Origin of the sequence: Streptomyces sp. CB01580 (assembly GCF_001905795.1) — a bacterium.
In the GTDB taxonomy this organism is placed as follows: Bacteria; Actinomycetota; Actinomycetes; order Streptomycetales; family Streptomycetaceae; genus Streptomyces.
Map to the genome: position 1 here is coordinate 272,818 of NZ_LIXJ01000005.1, position 18,177 is coordinate 290,994.

Sequence of the window (18,177 nt, forward strand, 5' to 3'; positions counted from 1 at the left end):
GCGGGTGCGGGTGCGGGCGCAGGCGCGGTCGCGGTCGCGGGGGCAGACGTGGGCACGGGTGTGGGCGCGGGCCGTCACACGTATGGGGGAATCCGTGGGGTGCCCGGTTCCGGGTCCAGTCCGTTCGCGATCCGTGCGGCCTGGCCGTGGTGCCACCGGAGGGCGAGCCGAGGCGTCGTGGCGAGGGTTGCGCCGAACCGGACGGCCGTGCGGCCGTCACCCGCGTGTGCTGCGGAGGGGGAACGGTCCTGTCACAGCAGCTCACCACGGCTGCGTCGGTTGGCGCGGGTGAGCTCGGCGCGCAGCCGCTGTATCGGGTCGGCCGGCCGCACGTCCTCGGGGGCGGCGGTCCACTCGACCCCGCCACCGACGGGGCGCAAGGACCACTTCCCGCACCACTCACCGCGGAACTCACCGACCCGGTCCTGTGATAGGTCCACCATGAGCGTGCCGGGGGCTGGGGCCGAAGCCGGGGACGGAACCGAGGCCGGGGCGTGCGGGGGTTCCTGTTGGTTCGAGGCGCCGTTCTTCGCGAACACGGGCCACTCCTCTCCGTAGTGACTCCACTACCAAGGCGGCCCAGCGTGACCTAGCGTCTGGAACGCTTCAACTTGTTGAGCAAGAACGGAAAGCTGGTGAAAGGCCGTTGAACCGCAAGGAGTTGGACCCCGAGAGCAGTCCGGAGGCTGCTTTTGGCGCGCGTATCCGCAGCTTGCGAGAGGCTCGTGGCTGGAAGCAGGAAGAACTGGCCGGGGAGATGGGGTACTCCGGCACGCATGTCTCCGCCGTTGAAACTGGTCGCAAGATGCCGACTCTTCGCTTCTCGCGCAGCGCAGACCGCGTCTTCGGAACCGGTGACACAGCCGACACGTTCGAGCGTCAGTGGCGCGAGATCCGGCACGGTTCACTGCTGGAGGGCTTCCCGCAGTACGTGGGGCATGAAGGACGCGCTGTAGAGATCCGGTTGTACGAAATCGGCATCATCCCCGGGCTGTTACAGACGCCCGAGTACGCCAGGGTCCTCGCGGACAGTGCCGTACGGCGTGGGGCGATCAGTCCCGAGCAGGCGACCGAACGGGTCTCGTTCCTGGCGGAGCGGCAGGCGGCTCTGGTGCGCTCCCGCCCGCCCATGATGCTGGTGGTGATGGACGAGAGCTGCATCCGCAGGCGGGTCGGCGGAGATGAGGTCATGGACGCGCAGTTGGAGCGACTGACGGAGTTCGCCGAGCAGCCGAACACCGTGGTCCAGGTCGCTCCCTACGACATAGGGGAACGTCGCCCATTCAACCTGCCCATGAACCTGTTGACCTTGTCCGACCTGTCCGTGATTGCGTACGCCGAATCCCAGATTCGGGGCCACTTGGAGCGCGAGACGACCTCCGTACTCCCCCTGTTGACGGCCTACCATCAACTACAGGCCGAGGCGCTGTCCCAGGCGGAATCCGTATCCGTGATCAACGAGGCACGAAAGGTCATCCCGTGACGACCACGACCGAGTCCCCCCGCTGGTTCAAGTCTTCGTACAGCGACAACGGCGGCAACTGCGTGGAGGTCGCTGCCAACCTCGTCGCCACCCGCGGCATCATCCCCGTCCGCGACTCCAAGAACCCGAACGGCCCGGTGCTGAACCCCACCACCGCCGCCTTCGCGTCCTTCGTGACGGGCCTCAAGACCGAAGAGTTCGGCGCGGCCTGACGGCCGGCCCGCGTACCGGGCCGGACCAGGACGGGCAGCCCCACCGTGCGACCGCATGGTGGGGCTGCCTCTGTTCACAGCCAACACACCGTCATCTGCGATGCGGCGCTCCCCCCTGACTCGATCTCTCAGCTCGTTCTTCATGGTCCGACCAGGTCGGTTCGGTTTCGGCGCACGGGCCGGGCATGGCAAGTGAACGCGGAGGTTCCGGAACCCCCGCCGGGCTCGGGCCGGGGTGAGTCGGCCAGGCTGTGCCGGTCGCTCCCAGGGCCGGCGAGGCACCTGGCCCCGGCATTGAGGTGGGCCGGCCGGGCTCCCACGGGTCGTGACCCCACACCTGCTGAGGCACGTTATGGCCGGCAACGCCGCGGACGGGTGATCAGGAAGGGCAGCGCACCATTCCGTGTCCACCGCTTCCGTACTCGAACTGCGGAGCACTCCGCTGCATGGCACACGGCGTCCCTGGTGAGTTGTCCGGTTCCAGACATGCTGGTTTCGGACAGTCACCGCCCGTTCACCAATGAGCAGTCGGACTTACAGACTGGCGACGCCCACGGTTCCCCCTACCGGGCAACCTCGAAAGGAATCCCCGTGAAGAAGAACCTCTCCATGGCAGCGAGCCTAGCCATTGCCACGACCTGTGCCCTTGGCCTGGCGCTTCCTGCGCACGCCGCCGCGACCGGGCCCACGGCCGTCACCGGCCGGTCGCTGCCGTCGTCCGTCGACGCCTCCGGAATGGACCCGCAGACCAAGGCCATCGTCGACAAGATCCAGGCCAAGCTGCCAGCTGACTGGGAGTCCCGCCTCAGTGCAACCCGTGCGAAGTACGGCCTGAACGAGTCGCCGTGGAGCGAGATCCGCGACAGCGTGATCAACCCCGGCGATCACCAGTGCCAGCGGACCGAACTCACGACGTACGCCGGCTCTCTCCTTGATGGCGCGCACTCGGGGATTGTCGGAAACCTCCGGTTCTACGGTGGCTTCGACTGGGCGTCCTTCGACGCGCTGATCTACGGTACGGAGTCGAAGTCGAACACCTTCGGTGTCAACGGCGAGTACACCCAGAAGCTCACCGCCGAGGCGAAGAACCTCAAGCGTTTCTGGGACATCGACTCCGCGGGTATCCAGGTGATACCCATGCACGGAAAGGATGTCCTCTCCAGCCCCGAGCGGCTCGCCCACACGCTCTCCGTGATGTACGGCAACCCGATCGACGAGGCCCCGCGGGAGTGGGCGCTCGGTCTGGCCGAGCTGTTCATCGAGCTGGTCGACTCGGACCCGGTGCTCCAGGGCGGCGCGAACCCGATGTTCACCTTCAACGCTTTCGCCTACAGCGAGAAGGGCGATCCGGAGCCTTTCGGCATCTCCGAGCGGATCGTCATGGGTGACGGCATCCTGCAGGGCATGACGGCGGTGGGCCTGGGCGATGTCGCGCCGAAGGGCATTCTGGGCCACGAGTTCGCTCACCATGTGCAGTTCCAGAAGGACCTTTTCGAGAGCGACCTGACCGGTCCGGAGGCCACTCGCCGCACCGAGCTCATGGCTGACGCGTTCGCCACGTACTACCTGACCCACGCCCGCGGCGAGTCGCTGAACGCCACCCGGCTCCTCAAGTCCGCGAAGTCGTTCTACCAGGTCGGCGACTGCAGCTTCACGAGCTCCGGTCACCACGGCACGCCCGACCAGCGGTTCAACTCGGCTACCTGGGCGGCGGGCGTGGCCAACGACGCGGCGAACCAGGGGCACATCCTGCCGTCGCTCAAGCTCGACGAGCTGTTCGAGGCCAAACTCCCCGACCTGGTCAAGCCGGACGCCGGCTGACGGCTGCGCTCCCGCCGCAGGGCGATGACCGCGCGAGCGGCCGAAGACCCGCGGGGGCGGGCCGGATCACGCACCGGCCCGCCTCCCACGCCCATTGCACGGGGCCGGCCAGGGCCGTGGTTCAGAGCCAGCCGCGGCGGCTGGCCTGGACACCGAGCTGGAACCGGGTCCGGGCGCCGAGCATCTCCTGCATGCGGGCGATGCGTCGAGCTACGGTCCGCTCGCTCACCCCGAGCTCACGGGCGATCGACTCGTCGGTCAGCCCGGCACTGAGGTAGCTCAGAAGTTGCCGGTGCCCGTTCATCGAGCTGGTCCCGCTCTCGAAGACCTCACCGGTCGACGGGAGCGGAACAGCCATCCGCCAGTACGACTCGAACACGCCGATCAGCCCGTCCAGGAGACCCGACGGCTGGACGACGATGCTGTGGTGTCCCGTGCGGTCCGGCGCGGTGGCTCCCACCACGGCGAAGCGGTCGTCGCAGACCAGCACGTTCAGCGCGACGTCCGGGAAGACCCGGGCCTGCTCTCCACGGTCGACGCACTCGTGCGCCACCGCCAGCGCCTTGGGGTCCTGCAGGATGGTGGCGCCGTACACCACCCGGTAGGCGATCCCGCGGTCCAGCGCATCCAACAATCCGAGGCTGACCTCCGGCACACGATCGCCCCTACCGACCGGCCCTATCGACAGCCCACGCACCTCCGCCACCGCCTCGTCGTGGACCCGTCGCTGTACCGCCATGTGTCCGTGGGAGGAGTCGACGACCTCGACATAGCTCGATCCCGACGTGTGGTCGAGCCAGAACCGTGACAGGGCCGTCGCGCTCTCGTAGGCGATCCGGGCTTCGCGTGCGCGTCGCTCAGCGACGGCCTCCAGCACCGCGCGAGGCGGCTGGGCGGTCAGCCTGCCGTCCGTGCACGACACCAGACCGATGTCGCTGAGCTCGGCGACCGCATGCTGGAGGCATTCGAGAGGCGACCCGACCAGCGCCGACCGGTCGGCGAGCTCGGCCGAGGTCTGCGGACCCTGTTCCACGAGCGCCAGGTAGGCAGCCTCCGCCATCGCGGAGAGGCCGAGAGCCTGCAGTGGGCGCAGTTCGCGCATTCTCCCCCCACCCTGGTGGCGCTGCACGGCACCGCCCACTGACTTCATTTCTACGGTGACTGTTTATCTGCTGAAGATCGCTACCGTAGCACCGGCGTGAGCAGTAGACGGCGTCCGAGGGCTGGTCGACGCCGGCAAAGACCTTGAACGACAAGCCTATCCGAGCGGGGTGATGTCGGCTGGTTCGCCCAGGTCGTAGAAGTGTTGGGTGCGGGTGTCCAGTTTGCCGGCGATCTCCATCGAGGCTTGGTCGCCGACGGGAGTCCAGTCCTCTGCGAACCAGAGGATGAACTCCTTTACTGGAAGCCCGTTCCATGAGAAGGCGTCGTCGCTGGTGATCCGGTACGACTCCACGGAATCACCGTTGGGCAGCTCGATCTTGTCTTTCGTCCCGTCCACCTTCCACACCGGCTGCGACTGCACCATTTCGGCGGCGTACTTGACGTCGGAGAAGGTTCGGTAGAGCTCGCCGGTTGCAGCGACGAGCTGCATGGCGGATGTCGCTGCAACCGGTCACAGACCGGCGACGTCCCGGGCCCTTTTCAGCACGGAGCCGAGCGCGTCCACTGCGGCGCCGTGCCGCCTCGCGCGCGCCGCCCGGTCCGCCGGTACCAGTCGCGCGGCAGCCTGTGCGGCATAGGCGTCCGGGTCGCCGAAAGCAGTGCGCGGGTGCTCTCCCGTATCCGCGCAGTGCGTCGTGACTTCCTTGACCGCCTGGAGCACCACTGCCCGGTCCACACCCGGCTGCATGGCCAGCCGTACCTGGAAACGAGCCATCCACTTTTCGCGGTCCTTCTCCCTCGCCGCGTCCGTTGTCCGGTCCTTCTTCACCACGTGCCCTCCCGGGTAATCGGCAACCGTCCGTCAAGGGGTCGGACGCCTGGGCATCGAAATGGGTTGCACAAGCAAGAAGCTGATGAGTCCCAGGTGACTACATGAGCCACACTGGCCCTACCGGCCCGGTCCGCTGTCACAGGTCACGGGTTCTGGCACAGCTTCCCGCCCCGCCCTGCCCGGAAGTCCTGGTGACAGGCCTCCTGCCTTAGCGACAGCTATCGTGCTTCGGTTCAGGTGGCTGAGCCGAAGCGCGTTGGTTGTCACCGGCAAAGCCGCCTGAACCGGCGGACAGGACCGGTCGAGGCAGCCCAGTTGTCACCGATGAGGCATTCGGCTTGTCACAGGTGCTCATTCGGCAACCGTCCCGTCACCAGCACCGAGGCGGGCCGGGGGCGTTCGCTGCGGTCCGCCGGGGTTGCCCTCGCCTGAGGCAATCCTGCCCTCAGTCACCCGCAACACCCACTCAACGACTGTGCAACCTTCGGCTATCAGTGCGGAATTGGATGCGATCCGGTGTCTCGCTGGCATGATGAGGGAACAGGGGCAGTTGCCTGGTGGCCGTGTGATTCGGGGGGGCTTCATGGGAGCGGATGAACTCGCCGCGGCCGCTGTCGGGGTGCTGGCAGCTGTGATCACGGGAACAGCGACCAGCATGGGCGAGCAGGCTGGGGCCGCCGTCGCACAGATCGTACGAGACCGGCTGGGAGCGTCGGATCGCGGCCGGGCCGCACTGGCAGATCTTGAGGAGTCCGGGGCGTCCCCGGAGATGCGGACCGGGGCATCGGCGGTTCTCGCCGAGGAGATCAAGAACGATCCCCAGTTGCAGCACGCACTGACGGTTCACCTGAGCGCACCGCATGCTGCTGGCGGTGTGGTCATCGACCGCAGCCGACTGCGGGGCGACAACCCGATCCTGGTCGGCAGCGGGACGATCAACTTCACGAAGCCGAAGTCAGCGGCCGGCATGGTGGCGCTCGTGCTGGGCGTGCTGGTGGTCCTCGCCGTGATCGTCCTCGCTGTGTACGGCGGGAGCCAGATCCTTGGTTCTGATGCCTCTCCGGAAAGCGGCCGTGGCTCCGCATCCGCGACGGCCGGCAAGAACGACGGTTCGGCGTCGGGCAGCGGCAGCGGCAGCGAGGAGAGGACGATTACACCTCGTGCGCTGACCGTGGCCGAGGCGAAGGACGTGGTGCCTGGGCTGGAGGACATGCCGTCAGGCTGGGCAGTCAGCAGTGCACGCAACGGGTTCCCCGCCGAAGGGGACGAAGGGTGCAACGCGGGAACTGCGAACTATGAGAACCCGGAAAAGAACTCTGGCAACCTCACGGTGACCTACCGCGTGACCGCGTGCCGAAACGTTCGAACGGTGATCGACGGGTACGCGGAGGTGTTGAAGGGTGTCGCAACCAGCAATCCGGAAGAGACACGTATCGCGATGCCGAAGTGTGGTGATGAGAGCTTCGCGACCAGCTACACCGTCACTGACAGCCAAAGCGACTGGAATGGCGATCACGTCGAGATCCGGGCCCGGGTGGGAGCGGTCTACATCGACATGAACTACGGCCCGATCGGCGACGGCCCTTACAGGCTCGACTTCCTGGAGCGGGCCCAGGAGCTCATGCAACTCGTCTGCGACCGGGCTGTCGCTTCGCAGAGCACTCCCTGACCGCCCCCGCCCCTGAGCGGCGCGGGCGTCACAGCACCTCAAGCACGGCGTTGCAGATGGTCAGTGCACTCTGGCCGACTCACGGCAGGGGGCGCTCTTCAAGGCGGTGATCGCGGCCGCCACCTGTGACGCGGAGACGGCCGAGGCTCTGCACCGCTTCTACGACATCCGCGTCCGGGAGTGGGCACCCTGCGTGCAACAGGCCATCGACCAAGGCGAGATACCCGAGGGCACCGATGCGCAGGAGGTGATCCGCGCCGTCTCCGCCCCCTTGTACTACCGGTTGCCGACCACGGACGACCGCCTCGACGAGGCCGCCGTCGACGGCTTCCGTGCGTACAGGCTCACCGAAGACGCCCTCGGAGTCGAAGTCGACGAGAGCCGGACGAAGGACGCGTTCGAAGGCTTCCTTTTGCACACCCGGCCCGATGCCCACCAGGCTCGGCTTCGACTTCGGGGGAAAGCGCGCCTGCGAACGTCTCCGGATCACGCGTCGGGGTCGGGGCCTTCCCCAATCCGTCGGGGCGTACCGGCGGCCCCGGTGAGCCCGGTCCCTCGGTCCGGTGGGCCGAGGGACCGGGCAGCCGGGCCGGAGGCCCGGTGCGCTGGGCGTCAGGCGGCCGAACCGTCGGCGCCGGTGTTGCGACGGCGCAGGTAGACCGTGGCCAGGACGCCCGCCACGGCCACGCCGCCCGTGGCCCCGGCGACGGTCGGGTCGATCATCGGAACCGCTTCGGCGGGCTCCGCGCCGCCGCACTCGGCGTGGCCGATGACCAGGTTGGCGCCGTTCAACGCCGGCAGCAGGGTGATGTGGACGGCGTTGACGCTCAGTACGCCGTCGGCGTCGGTGGTCTGCTCGTTGAGGACGATCGAACCGACGGCGGGAATGCTGACTTTGGTGTTGGCGGGGGCATTGGCCTGGAGGTTGGTCGGGATTCCGAGGACGGTGATCGACCCGCCCGCGATCAGACCACTGCCCTTGGCGCCGGTGGGGGTCGCCTCGCAGGTCGACTCGACGCCCGTCAGGGACGCCTGGGCTACACCGAGGTCGAGCCCGAGCTTGTCGACCGTCGCGGAGGCCGACGAGGTGCCGTCGGCCGGGTTGCCGCCGGTCTTCGCGGTGAGCACCGACGTGGTGGTGAACGCGCCGAGGTCGAGGCCGACGAGGGTCTCCGTTCCGCCCGACGGGTAGGTCGAGTGGGGTGTCGGCGAAACGGCGACGGCCCCGCTCAGGGCCTCCGAGGAGACGACGTAGGCGTCGGCCTCGGGAGCCGGGAGGGCTGCGTACGCCGGGGCTGCGGCGGACAGGATGCCGGCGACGAGTGCGCTGCCCGTCAGGACATGGATGCGGGCACGGGCACGGGTACGGGTTCTCACAGGTTGGGCCTTTCGTGTAGCGGACAGCGAGATTCGCTGCCGGGTGATGGTTCCGGGAACGGGTCGGTCTCCCGTCGGCCGTGAAGGTGCTGCTCAGGGCTTTCGGGAACGTCCCCGGACGGGCCGTCGGCGGCGGCCGGTCGATGCGGCAGGCGTCGTCGCGCCGGGTGCCGGGGCCTTGGGGTTGGTGCGTCAACTCCCTTGTCCGGTCGTGGTTTCGGCCACGGTTTACCGGTCGGGGAGAAGCTTCGTCGGTCAGGCGGTGGCGATCTCCTGGGCGGCGGGCAGCGGCTCGGCCGTGCGGGCCGTCTTGTGCCAGGAGCCCTTGCGCCGCACGATCCGCCAGAAGGCGCGGACCGCGACGATGTAGGTGGTCGCGGCGTAGACCGCGAGCGCGAGTCCGTAGCCGAGCGCGGCCCGGCGACTGGTTCCGGGTTCGCAGCGGCGCCGGTAGAGCGGTCCCCAGACGGCGAACTCGGCGATCCCCACGAGCAGGTAGATCGCGATCAGCGGAGCGCCGCCCTGGCCGAGGAAGGCGAAGACGAACTCCGGGTACACGACCGCGTTGTAGGCGAAGGCGGCGATCGGAACGGTGTAGACGACCAGCCCGACGGCCTGGAGCCATGGCTGGCTCATGAAGTAGAGGACCTCCAGGAAGCCCGTCGTGGTGAAGTGGTGGGACCGCCAGACCTGGCGCAGATAGGGCGCGCACTGCATGGCCCCCTGTGCCCAGCGGACCCGCTGGGTGAGCAACTGCCGTACGCTCCACAGGGCTTCCTGGTCCACCCAGGCAGCCGTGGTGTAGCCGTTGCGCCAGCCGCCGAGCATCATCCGAAGCCCGAGTTCGAAGTCCTCCAGCAGCGCCTTGCCCCATGGTTCGGCGCTGCCCTGATCGATCGAGCGCAGTGCGCTGAGCCGGTTGGCCTGCCCGTTGCCGCCCACGTTGACGGTCCTGGTGTACCGGCGGGTGATCTGCATGGCGGAGATGGGCCCGCGGAATTCGATGTCCTGCAACCGGGCCAGCAGGCGGGCGAACCGGTTACGGACGGGCCCCCGGTCGGGCAGGGGCACGGCCACGTCACGGTTGGACATCCGGACCTCGACCTGCACGGCCCCGATGGACGGGTCGCCGAAGAACGTCGGTCCGGCGAAGCAGTCCAGCATCCCCGGGGAGGGCCGCCCGTCGGCGTCCAGAACGGTCACGATGACGCGGTCGGCATCGGCGTCCTGGGGCAGCCAGGCTTCGAGTGCCTGGTAGGCGGCGTTCAGGGCGTCGCCCTTGCCCGTCCGCGCCTGCGGCAGGCGACGGCCGACCAGATGGACGGGCCGTCCCGCGTCCGCCCGGGCCCGTACCACCTCGGCCGTCCGGTCGTCGGAGTGGTCGTCGACGACCCAGACGTGGGCGTCGGGGAAGTGCCGGGCGAGGTAGTCCAAGGTGGTGCCGATCACGGCCTCCTCGTCCAGGCAGGGGACGAAGAAGTGCCAGCTGAAGCCTGTCGGATCGCCCGGGGGATCCGGGCGCGCCCGCAGGAAGTTGCGCACGATCACGGCGACGTAGGCGAGGAAGCTGACCCCGAGGACGAACGAGAGGGATATGGAGATGTCGAGCAAGGTCACAGCGCGTCGTCCTCGGCGTCTTCGGTGGACGTTCGGGTGATCATGTAGAGGAAGAGCAGCAGGGCGACCAGGGCGGCGGCCATCATCAGCACCGAGCCGAACAGGATGTGTGTCCAGCCGAAACCCTCGTCGCCGTAGCGGTGTTGCATGGCGACGATCAGCATCAGGCGCCCCAGATTGGTGCCGCCGATCAGGACGGCCGCCAGGACGAAGCCCAGCAGGATCCGTGTCGGCCGGCGCGTGCTGAACAGCAACAGGACGCCGGACAACAGGGCGAGCGTGGCGATGAACAGGGCGCTGCTGCAGCCGGTGGTCAGCGCGATTCCGCGCCCGAAGCCGTCGTCGCCGCCGGCGTAGAGGACCGGCGCTTCGGGGGCCGCGAGCACCATGGTCCGCAGACCGAGGACCTGAGAGATCAGCCACTCCGCCGCAGCCATCTCGTGGAAGCGGTACTCGCGCTCGCCGACGACCAGGAACCCGCACAGGACCAGCAGCAGCGGCCCGAGCACCCGGCCGAGCAGCGAGGTGCGGCCGGTGCGCGACACCCGCGAGCGGGTCGGCCTCAACGGCCGTGCCCCTTGCGGAAGCGCGTCTGACGTCATGAAGAGAAACCCCCTGGGAGAAAGGCGGTCGGCCTGGGCTCCGCAGCGGCCGACCCCGGACCCGCTGCGGACGAGTCGAGCCGACGACACGGCCGACGCTGGTCCGCGGTCCGCCGCAGCCCCTCCCCCGGGGCCGCTCGGAACCGCCCGATCCATCCGCTCACGGCGGCGACCGATTACGCGTCGCCGCGCCTCGGATCGGTCGGACCGGCCTTGTGGACGGCCAGCCGATTACGCCGGACCAGCACGACGCCGAGCAGCACCAGCGCGGTCGCGGCGGTCGCAGCGATGCCGAGACCTGGCGAACCGGTGGAGGCGAGCACGCCGCCTCCGGCGGCGGCAGGGGGCAAACCCCCAACTATGGGTCCATACATGACTAGTTCCTCTCACTTCAGGCAAGTTCATGAGATCGGATAAGCCCGCATATTGCCGCAGAAATCATGCGTTCTGACCAAAACTGTGCACATCCATTCGAGATTCACCCGTTTGCCGTAACTGCTCACAGTGCGACAGGGGAGATCACCGAAAGCTCGCACCCCCTGGCCACCCCGGCCGCCCCGGCCGCCCCGGTCACCCCGGCCGATCCGCCGACCCGAGCCCGAGGCGGACACGCCCACTCCAGGCCGGACCAACACCTCATTGAGCCTTTCGAGTGATTTTGACCAATTTTTCGGATATTTCTTCGAATCGCCTTCGTACTGTCTGCTGATACTGCACTGCCTTCTGCACCACACCTCTCGTATCGCCCCCTCTCCCCTCGCCCCTTCGGAGCGCCATGTCCCCGACCGATGTCGCCCTGGTCTTCGGCACCCGTCCGGAGATCGTCAAGCTCGCCGGCGTAGTCCGCCTGCTGGGTCCGCAGGCCCGCGTCGTCTGGACCGGCCAGCACTGGGATCCGGCCCTCACCACCGCCTTCTTCGCGCAGTACGGCCTTCCTCGTCCGCACCACCGGCTCAAGGGCGTCGGTGGCGAACCCCGCGGACAGCAGATCGGCCGCATGGTCAGCGCGCTGAGCGACCACCTCGCGGCACGTCCGCCTGCCGCCGTCGTCGTTCAGGGCGACACCAACACTGCGGCCGCCGGCGCGCTGGCGGCGCACTGCGTCGGCATACCCGTCGTCCATGTCGAAGCCGGTCTGCGCTCCTTCGACCCCGCCATGCCCGAGGAGGCCAACCGCCGCCTCATCGCCCCGCTCGCCGACCTGCACTGCGCGCCCACCGCGACCGCGGCCGCGCACCTCCTGCGCGAGGGCATCGAACCGCACCGAGTGATGATCACGGGGAACACCGTCGTCGAGGCCACCCTGGAAACCCTGCCTTCCGAGGCTGAAGTCCGCCGGATCGTGGCCGAGCACGCCGTCGTCCCGGGCGGCTACGTGCTCGCCACCATCCACCGCCCCGAGAACACCGACGACGCCGCGAGGCTCGCCCAGATCCTCGACCAACTCGCCGCCACGGACCTGCCGGTGCTGCTTCCGCTGCACCCCCGGACCCGGGCCGCCGTCGACGCGTTCGGCCTGCGGACGTCGATCACGCGACTGCGCCGCATCGAGCCGTTGGACCACGCCGCCTTCCTCGCCCTGGCCCAGCACTGCCGCCTGCTGGTGTCGGACTCCGGCGGGATCCAGGAGGAATGCACCGTGCTCAAACGCCCGCTCGTGGTGGTGCGCAACTCCACCGAGCGCCCCGAGGCCGTCCAGGCCGGCTTCGCCCGCCTCGCCCGGCCCGGCCACGAACTCGCTCGCGTACTCAGGGAATTGCTCGACGACGAGGCCGGTGCCGAACGGCTGGCCCGGCTCCCCTCCCCCTACGGCACCGGACAGGCGAGCGCCGACATCGTCACCGCGGTCCGCAGCCGCTACCTGCACGCCGGACCAATCGCTGCCGGGCCAACCGTTTCCGTGTCGACCACCGCCGCGTCGGCCACGGCCCTGAGCGGCACATCCTGAGCACGAAACCTCACCGGCCCGCTGCGGGCACGACCGTCCCTCTGCGGGCTCCACGGTCTTGCTACGGGGCGCACCGTCCCCGCCACGGGCTCGGCGGTCGCCCCCCTGGGCTGCCTGTCGGCCGCTTCCATGTCCCAACTTGCTGTGAATCACGCATGGTTGAGTACGAGTGCTCATGGCGTCGACGCGTCGCGGTGGCTACGTTGACCGCGCTATGAGCAATGACACGGGCGGCGAGATGCGACGGAGTACGAACGTGACGGCAGCGGTGAAGGTGCGTGTACTGGAAGGGCCGTTGCGTGTCGAGTGGTTGTGCGCCGAGACGGCGATCAGTTGGGTTCTGGTCACCGTCGCGGGAGCCCTCGGCTTTCTGGGGGACCATCCGACATGGTGGTTCTTCCCCGCCTGCCTGGTGCTGCCGGTCGTGGTGCATTTCGCGCTGCGGGGCCGGTTCGCCGTGTGCTTCGACGAATCCGGGGTCGCGGTCCTCCGACCGTGGTCACGTCGCCAGGTGGCCTGGGAAGAGGTGAGCGGCGTGCGCTTCGCGCCCCTCCCTCTCGGAGAGGACGACATCACCCGCTGGGCGGTGACGATGACCGTGGGGGCTTCGCGCGCCCTGCCGCTCACGACGGTCGAGGACACCGGCGCCCCGGGCCCCGACACGGCGCTCCGGCACGGACGGCTGTTCCGGCCGTTCGCGGACCGGGGGCTCGCGGTTCTCGGAGCGCCTGAGGGATCGCGTGAACGCGCGTACTTCGATGAGGCCGTACGCGTCGCCGGTGGCCGAACCACCCCCTGCTGAACGGCTCCCCCCAGGATCCGCGCCGACGGCTGCCCGGTGCGAACGAGAACTCGGGCGGGACGCGGGCCGTAGGGTTCCCACGCCGCACACACGTGGGTCCGCCCGGGTGATCCCGGGCGGACCCCGCGCCGTGCGTCAGGCATCGGGCACCGTGCTGTTCGGGGCGGGCACTGACACGGTCACCGTCCCACTGCCGCTCCCGACGGCATCAGCACCCCTCACGCACTAGAGGTTGGCGCACGTGTTGCCGAACGTCGGGTTCAGCACACCGATGAGGTTGACGCTGTTCCCACAGGCGTTGATCGGGACGTGGATCGGGATCTGAAGGACGTTGCCGGAGAGAACGCCGGGGGAGCCGATGGCGGCGGCCCCCGCACCGGCGTCGGCAGCGGCGGCACCGGCGCCGGCGAGAACGGCCGAGGCGGCCATAGCGGTGGCGGCCATAGCGGTTCGAATGCGCATGTTTCTCCTATCAGGGGACGAAAGTTCCGAAACTGATCACATCACGATCATCTTCGGATTAGGTCACTGGAGGGCACTACATCACTCGATCGGGTAACGACACTCCGCGTCACAACTGATGGCCTGGGCCGAACGAGTGAACCGGCAACAGGTAAACGTCCGTCACGCCGCTCGCGGCGAATGGCGGAAGGGCGTCAGCGTACGGCGCTCAGTGGGCACGACCGCACCCCCGCACACCCTTTGCGGCCCGCACCCTTGCGCCCGCGCCGCGCGCCCTTGGGCCCCGCGCCCCGCATGCTTGGGCCCGGCACTCCGTACCTCGTACCCACACCCCGTTGAGAGTCATTACGAACCGTTACGGGCCATTACGAGTCGCTACGCGGCGAAACCGATGTTGGTGCAGTACTCGTACTGTCCCCACTGCGAGCCCAGGTCGACGATCTGGTCCACCCACGCGGCGTCCAACGCGGCATCGTCCTCTCGGACCCACGCATCCACGATCCGGTCCCAGTGGCGGATGTTGAGCGTACGGAACTCCAGGAACCGCTGACGCGGGCGCGGCACCTGGGACTGGTTGAGGGGGTGGATCTCGACGCGTGTGCCACGTCCCTCAGCGTTGAGGCGGCGGAGCAGGTATCGGGCCACGTTCGCGCGGCGCACCGTACGGTAGGCCCTCTCGATCCTTTCGAGGTTCTTGCGCGAAGGGCTGCGCCTGCCGTCCAGCCATGCCTTGAGGGTGCGGTCGGTGACGGTCAGGCCGGCGTCCCGGGCCGCCGCGCGGGCGTGGGCCGACCTCGTCAGGTAGTGCAGGCGTGCCATCAGGCCGCGCTTGGCGGTGATGGGGGTGGTGATGCCGCCCGCGAGTTCGTCGAGCCGCCGGGCGACCAACTCGTGGCCCTTGACGCCCTGGGCACCGTACTTCCCGAACTCGCTTGTGCGCTCAGGCACTTCGCCCTCCCCTCCTCCGTCGTGCGTGCCGGGCACGGTGTGCCGGGCCCGGCGGTGGCCGCATTTCGTCTGCGTCGCTGTCGGCCACGACCGGAAGTCCAGCATGCCTGGTGGGTCGTTGTCGATCACGGCAGCCCCCTCGGGCCGGTTCCGCCGGGCCGGTTCCGCCGGGCCGGTTCCGCCGGGCCGGTTCCGCCGGGCCGGTTCCGCCGGGCCGGTTCCGCCGGGCCGGTTCCGCCGGGCCGGTTCCGCCGGGCCGGTTCCGCCGGGCCGGTTCCGCCGGGCCGGTTCCGCCGGGCCGGTTCCGCCGGGCCGGTTCGTCGGGCCGGTTCGTCGGAAGGCCTGCCTCTCGCGACGGACGGTGGGCACCGGAGGTGCGAACGACGGAACGGCGGACGGTGGGCGTCGGAAGGCGGAGCGGTCGCCGAGGGACGTGTGAAGGAGGACTTCGCCATTCTGCTGCCGCTCGGATGCCACCCGCGAAGCCGCTCCTCCGGGGACCTGAGACGGGATGGGTGAGGGGGCCACGGTCGCGGACAGAACCGCGGCCTCGTCATCCGTCGAAGACCTCGGGGTGCTGGGAGAGTTCCACGCGGGTGCGCCGGATGTGGCCCTCCAGCACGCGTCCGGCGTCGACCGGGTCGCGCCGCTCGATGGCCTCCAGCAGCAGTCGGTGCTCGGCGTTGACGACCCATCGCCTGCCGGAGCCGCCGAGGCGCATGAATACCCTGCGGTGGTGCTGGGTGGAGTTCCACAGGCGGACGACGACCGAGGAGAGGTGGTCGGTCCGGCAGCCGGAGTAGCTGCGGAGATGGAACTCCCGGTCCAGCGCGAGGAATTCGAGGAGATCGTCGGCCGCCTCGATCCGCCGCTGGATCTCGCCGAGGGCCCGGAAGTCGTCCTCCGTCAGGTGCGGAAGGCTCTCGGTGAGCGCGAGAGGTTCCAGTCGTTCGCGCATGTGGTAGACCACGCCCACCTCGTGGCTGCCCAGCCGGGGCACCCGGGCGCCCCGGTTCGGCCGGTGCTCGGTCAGGCCCTCGGCCTCCAGGATGCGCAGGGCCTCGCGTACCGGCAGCCGGCTGGTACCGAAGCGCTCTGCGACCTTCTCCTGCCTGATCGGCTCTCCCGGCGCGATCTCGCCGTTCAGGATCGCTTCGCGCAGATGGTGTGCGATCCGCTGACTGGTCGCCCCGGCCGAGGGGCCGCCGACCGCCTTGTCCGACTGCTCCGGCGCGGTCCGGTACGCCGACGCGCTCTCGCGTTCCGACACGGCCTTCCGCTCCGGAACGCTCATCTTCTCCCCCGGCACGTTCTCCCCCAGCACGCCCGGAGCCTATCCGGCCGCTCGCTGCCGGTCGAAGGCCTTGCCGCCCGGGTACGAGACGAGCTCGAACTGCATGCCCCAGGGGGCGAGGAAGTAGACCCAGCGCTGCCCCTCGCTGGGGCCACTGCTGCTCGACGGCTCGCCGAGGACGCGTATCCCCCGGCTCCGGAGGTACGCGACGGCGGCGTCGAGATCGTCGACATACAGGGCGACATGGTGGCCGCCGATGTCGCTGTTCCTCGGCAGGGTCGTGTTCCGTCCGGGCGCGGCGTACTCGAAGACCTCGAAGATCGCCTGCCCACCGCACCGGAAGAAGTGCAGCTGCCGCATGACCGCGCGCGGGTGGACGTCGAGGTGGTCCGCCATCCAGTTCCCGTGGTCATCCCGGAACGGGCCGAGCGAGTACATGTACTCGCAACCGAGCACATCGACCAGGAACGCCCTGGCCTCGGCGAGGTCGGGCACCGTGAACCCGATGTGATCGACACCGGCCAGGCCGGGCAGTCCGCCGCTCATCTCACTCCTCCTCAAGCAGACATGGCACACGCGGCGCGCGCAGGGCACATGGGGCAGGTGGCCGCGCGAAGCACGCGGAGCCTCCAGGGCATGCGGAACACACCCAAAGCATGAGATACATGGAAACCTCTGAAGTTCTGGATCCCAAAACCATAGGCGCGCCCATTGAATCCCGTCCAGCGTCGCCTCAAACCTGAATTTTGGATCCAAACCTGTGCCACTGCGAGCGAACTGCAATCGATCGCCGGAGTGGCCATGCCTCGGGTGAACCGGAGGGTGCAGCCGTCGGGTCGACCCTGCCCCGGAAGGATGCGCTTCAGAGGAATACACCCCAAAAGGGAATGTTTCGGGCATAGACGCCCCGCCTCCGTCCCTTCGGAGGGGATACCTCCGAAGGGACGGAGGCGGCGGAGGGTGCGCCTCGGTGAGGGCCGTCCCGGAAGGTCACCGACACGCCCCACAACCCGGATCGGCAAGGCGATCGCGAAGCGGCTGAGTGGAAGCAGGCGGACGATTCCGCACCCCCGCTTCCCATCTCACGTGCTTTACCGTCGCCCGTCGGGCACCCAGACCGTGCCCCGCGCCTCATACTCCAGCATCGCCTCGACCTCGGTCGCCACATTCGCGCCGAGTTCCCGGCGTACGAGCCAGAGCGCGAGGTCGAGCCCGGAGGTGATGCCGCCTGCCGTGACCAGGTCGCCGTCGTCCACGACACGGGCGTTCTTGAGCATGCCGCCCTGGTTCTCCAGGTCGGCCAGCGCCTTGTGGTGGGTGGTGCAGGGACGGTTGCGGGTCAGGCCGGTGGCGGCCAAGATCATCGTGCCCGTGCACACGGCACTGATCGTGAGCCCTCTCCGTGCCGCCGCCACCAAGGCCCTGGGCAGCGTGCCGCGCCGGATCTCGGCCCATACCCCGGCGCTGTCCCGGCGCGCGTAACCACCACCGGGCACGACCAGGATGTCCGCCCGATGCGGCGACCAACCGTGCTCGACACGGATCTCCGTCCCGTACGAGGCCCGGACCATGCCGGGGCCGGTGGCACTGACGTAACGGACGTCGACCGTCCGGTCGGTGAAGAGCCCGGCGGCGGAGAACACCTCGTACGGGGCGGCGAAGTCGAGTTCCTCCGCACCGTCGAACATGACGACGTGCACACGAAGCGGCCCGGCGCCCGGTCGGAGCGTTCTGGCGCCCGTCCGAGCGGTCGACGGATCCGCCGAGGCCGCGGTGGCAACGATGCCCGTCACGGCTCCGGAGGCCCCGGCGGCACCGAGGGCGGTGGAGGCGCGGAGCAGGCTTCTGCGGTTCATGGCTCTCCTGTCATAGAGAAGCGGGAGCCACGCCGTGTGGGCGCGGCACGTCTGTGATCCGGGGGCCCGGCACATAGGTGATCCCGGAGCTCGGCACGTCTGTGATCCGGGGGCCCGGCACATAGGTGATCCGGGAGTTCGACACGTCTG

General features: G+C 69.0%; 19 protein-coding genes and 1 pseudogene. 7 read left to right on the forward strand and 13 right to left on the reverse strand.

The genetic code is table 11. The annotated features are described in order from the left end of the window. Positions 1–251: 251 nt before the first annotated feature. Positions 252–539 carry a hypothetical protein gene (locus AMK22_RS11455; protein WP_073783994.1) on the reverse strand — a complete coding sequence of 96 codons (288 nt, stop codon included), beginning with the start codon at positions 537–539 and terminating at the stop codon, positions 252–254. 107 nt (positions 540–646) lie between these two features. Between AMK22_RS11455 and AMK22_RS11460 the strand changes: the two genes are divergently transcribed. From AMK22_RS11460 to AMK22_RS11470, 3 genes are all read left to right on the forward strand, one after another. After that, positions 647–1,483 (forward strand): helix-turn-helix domain-containing protein, encoded by an 837-nt coding sequence (locus AMK22_RS11460; protein ID WP_073783996.1) that lies wholly within the window; start codon positions 647–649, stop codon positions 1,481–1,483. Next, entirely contained in the window at positions 1,480–1,695 is a 216-nt protein-coding gene (locus tag AMK22_RS11465; protein ID WP_073783998.1) for a DUF397 domain-containing protein, read from the forward strand. The genes AMK22_RS11460 and AMK22_RS11465 overlap by 4 nt, the downstream gene beginning before the upstream one ends. A gap of 591 nt (positions 1,696–2,286) precedes the next feature. Then, positions 2,287–3,516: a hypothetical protein gene (locus AMK22_RS11470; RefSeq protein WP_073784000.1), complete on the forward strand. Its 1,230-nt coding sequence runs from the start codon at positions 2,287–2,289 to the stop codon at positions 3,514–3,516. A gap of 121 nt (positions 3,517–3,637) precedes the next feature. Here AMK22_RS11470 and AMK22_RS11475 read toward each other — a convergent pair whose 3' ends face one another. The 3 genes from AMK22_RS11475 to AMK22_RS11485 all read right to left on the reverse strand — a co-directional run bounded on the left by AMK22_RS11475 (position 3,638) and on the right by AMK22_RS11485 (position 5,452). Beyond that, a complete protein-coding gene (locus tag AMK22_RS11475) occupies positions 3,638–4,618 on the reverse strand; it encodes a helix-turn-helix transcriptional regulator (RefSeq protein WP_073784001.1) in 981 nt (326 codons plus the stop codon). A gap of 156 nt (positions 4,619–4,774) precedes the next feature. Next, positions 4,775–5,110, reverse strand: coding sequence for a hypothetical protein (locus AMK22_RS11480; RefSeq protein WP_073784002.1), 336 nt, complete (start codon positions 5,108–5,110; stop codon positions 4,775–4,777). Positions 5,111–5,131: 21 nt separating this feature from the next. Continuing rightward, complete coding sequence (locus tag AMK22_RS11485) at positions 5,132–5,452, reverse strand: hypothetical protein (RefSeq protein ID WP_073784003.1); 321 nt, start codon at positions 5,450–5,452, stop codon at positions 5,132–5,134. 583 nt (positions 5,453–6,035) lie between these two features. Between AMK22_RS11485 and AMK22_RS11490 the strand changes: the two genes are divergently transcribed. Together AMK22_RS11490 and AMK22_RS11495 are read left to right on the forward strand one after the other, a co-directional pair. Beyond that, on the forward strand, positions 6,036–7,121 hold the full coding sequence (locus AMK22_RS11490; RefSeq protein ID WP_143203547.1) for a hypothetical protein: 1,086 nt from the start codon (positions 6,036–6,038) through the stop codon (positions 7,119–7,121). A gap of 61 nt (positions 7,122–7,182) precedes the next feature. After that, positions 7,183–7,446: pseudogene (locus tag AMK22_RS11495) on the forward strand (TetR-like C-terminal domain-containing protein); the annotation flags it as partial. Positions 7,447–7,733: 287 nt separating this feature from the next. On the opposite strand, the gene AMK22_RS11500 reads toward AMK22_RS11495, so the two are convergent. The 4 genes from AMK22_RS11500 to AMK22_RS39480 form a co-directional block, all read right to left on the reverse strand. After that, a complete protein-coding gene (locus AMK22_RS11500; RefSeq protein ID WP_073784005.1) occupies positions 7,734–8,498 on the reverse strand; it encodes a choice-of-anchor P family protein in 765 nt (254 codons plus the stop codon). A gap of 255 nt (positions 8,499–8,753) precedes the next feature. Further along, complete coding sequence (locus AMK22_RS11505; protein WP_107430525.1) at positions 8,754–10,115, reverse strand: glycosyltransferase family 2 protein; 1,362 nt, start codon at positions 10,113–10,115, stop codon at positions 8,754–8,756. After that, on the reverse strand, positions 10,112–10,681 hold the full coding sequence (locus AMK22_RS11510; RefSeq protein WP_158072043.1) for an archaeosortase/exosortase family protein: 570 nt from the start codon (positions 10,679–10,681) through the stop codon (positions 10,112–10,114). Before AMK22_RS11510 ends, AMK22_RS11505 begins: the two co-directional genes overlap by 4 nt. Before the next feature lie 212 nt (positions 10,682–10,893). Continuing rightward, a complete protein-coding gene (locus AMK22_RS39480; protein WP_158072044.1) occupies positions 10,894–11,067 on the reverse strand; it encodes a hypothetical protein in 174 nt (57 codons plus the stop codon). Positions 11,068–11,492: 425 nt separating this feature from the next. Here AMK22_RS39480 and wecB point away from each other — a divergent pair, with 425 nt between their 5' ends. Both wecB and AMK22_RS11520 read left to right on the forward strand, forming a co-directional pair. After that, positions 11,493–12,665 (forward strand): non-hydrolyzing UDP-N-acetylglucosamine 2-epimerase, encoded by a 1,173-nt coding sequence (gene wecB / locus AMK22_RS11515; protein ID WP_073784007.1) that lies wholly within the window; start codon positions 11,493–11,495, stop codon positions 12,663–12,665. A 214-nt stretch (positions 12,666–12,879) separates the two neighbouring features. After that, the gene (locus tag AMK22_RS11520) at positions 12,880–13,467 is read left to right on the forward strand and encodes a hypothetical protein (protein ID WP_073784008.1); all 588 of its coding nucleotides are present in this window, start codon (positions 12,880–12,882) and stop codon (positions 13,465–13,467) included. 225 nt (positions 13,468–13,692) lie between these two features. On the opposite strand, the gene AMK22_RS11525 is transcribed toward AMK22_RS11520, so the two are convergent. The 5 genes from AMK22_RS11525 to AMK22_RS11545 form a co-directional block, all read right to left on the reverse strand. Further along, positions 13,693–13,929 (reverse strand): chaplin, encoded by a 237-nt coding sequence (locus AMK22_RS11525; RefSeq protein WP_073784009.1) that lies wholly within the window; start codon positions 13,927–13,929, stop codon positions 13,693–13,695. 375 nt (positions 13,930–14,304) lie between these two features. Then, the gene (locus AMK22_RS11530; protein WP_073784062.1) at positions 14,305–14,877 is read right to left on the reverse strand and encodes a transcriptional regulator; all 573 of its coding nucleotides are present in this window, start codon (positions 14,875–14,877) and stop codon (positions 14,305–14,307) included. A gap of 553 nt (positions 14,878–15,430) precedes the next feature. Beyond that, positions 15,431–16,201, reverse strand: coding sequence for a GntR family transcriptional regulator (locus AMK22_RS11535; RefSeq protein ID WP_242433922.1), 771 nt, complete (start codon positions 16,199–16,201; stop codon positions 15,431–15,433). 9 nt (positions 16,202–16,210) lie between these two features. Beyond that, complete coding sequence (locus AMK22_RS11540; protein WP_073784010.1) at positions 16,211–16,717, reverse strand: VOC family protein; 507 nt, start codon at positions 16,715–16,717, stop codon at positions 16,211–16,213. Positions 16,718–17,262: 545 nt separating this feature from the next. Next, on the reverse strand, positions 17,263–18,027 hold the full coding sequence (locus AMK22_RS11545; protein WP_073784011.1) for a DJ-1/PfpI family protein: 765 nt from the start codon (positions 18,025–18,027) through the stop codon (positions 17,263–17,265). Positions 18,028–18,177 lie beyond the last annotated feature (150 nt).

Coding starts and splice junctions, on each gene's coding strand:
- AMK22_RS11475 (WP_073784001.1), bottom strand. CDS start 4,618: ATGCGCGAACTGCGCCCACTGCAGGCTCTCGGCCTCTCCGCGATGGCG.
- AMK22_RS11480 (WP_073784002.1), bottom strand. CDS start 5,110: ATGCAGCTCGTCGCTGCAACCGGCGAGCTCTACCGAACCTTCTCCGAC.
- AMK22_RS11490 (WP_143203547.1), top strand. CDS start 6,036: ATGGGAGCGGATGAACTCGCCGCGGCCGCTGTCGGGGTGCTGGCAGCT.
- wecB (WP_073784007.1), top strand. CDS start 11,493: ATGTCCCCGACCGATGTCGCCCTGGTCTTCGGCACCCGTCCGGAGATC.
- AMK22_RS11520 (WP_073784008.1), top strand. CDS start 12,880: ATGAGCAATGACACGGGCGGCGAGATGCGACGGAGTACGAACGTGACG.
- AMK22_RS11525 (WP_073784009.1), bottom strand. CDS start 13,929: ATGCGCATTCGAACCGCTATGGCCGCCACCGCTATGGCCGCCTCGGCC.
- AMK22_RS11540 (WP_073784010.1), bottom strand. CDS start 16,717: ATGAGCGGCGGACTGCCCGGCCTGGCCGGTGTCGATCACATCGGGTTC.
- AMK22_RS11545 (WP_073784011.1), bottom strand. CDS start 18,027: ATGAACCGCAGAAGCCTGCTCCGCGCCTCCACCGCCCTCGGTGCCGCC.